The sequence below is a fragment of the Brevibacillus sp. YAE8 genome, from assembly GCF_057543335.1.
The window spans coordinates 1-532 of record NZ_BAAIYG010000161.1; the positions used below are offsets into that span (position 1 = coordinate 1).

General features: G+C 42.9%; 1 pseudogene. It reads left to right on the plus strand.

The features are described from left to right. Positions 1-343 (plus strand): annotated as a pseudogene (locus AC27IT_RS28155) (sulfite reductase); the annotation flags it as partial. Between the last annotated feature and the right edge of the window lie 189 nt (positions 344-532).

The window sequence follows — 532 nt, forward strand, 5'->3', positions numbered from 1 at the left end:
GAAGATTGAAGCAATTGTAGATGAAAACGGCCTTCGCGATAAAGAAATCACGATTCGTATGACGGGCTGTCCTAACGGCTGTGCGCGTCCTGCTTTAGGTGAAATTGCTTTTATCGGTAAAGCACCGGGCAAATACAATATGTATCTTGGAGCAGCATTTGACGGCAGCCGCTTAAGCAAAATGTACCGTGAAAATATCAGTGAAGAAGAAATTTTAAATGAACTGCGCGTCTTACTTCCTCGCTATGCAAAAGAAAGAGAAGAAGGCGAGCACTTTGGTGACTTTGTCATCCGCGCTGGTGTAATCGAAGCTGTAACAGACGGCACGAATTTCCACGCATAATACGTATGAAGGGACTTTTCTAACTTACAGAAAAGTCCCTTTTTCTATTTTAGTATTCTCTAACAAATACAGCTACTCCAAATACCCCTAATCTTTCAGCAGTAATTTGTTCAAAGCCGTTGTCAAGTAAACAATGAGCTGCAGTGCGGTAGCGCTGACCTTGAGCTAACAAACGTCCGCAAGGATTTG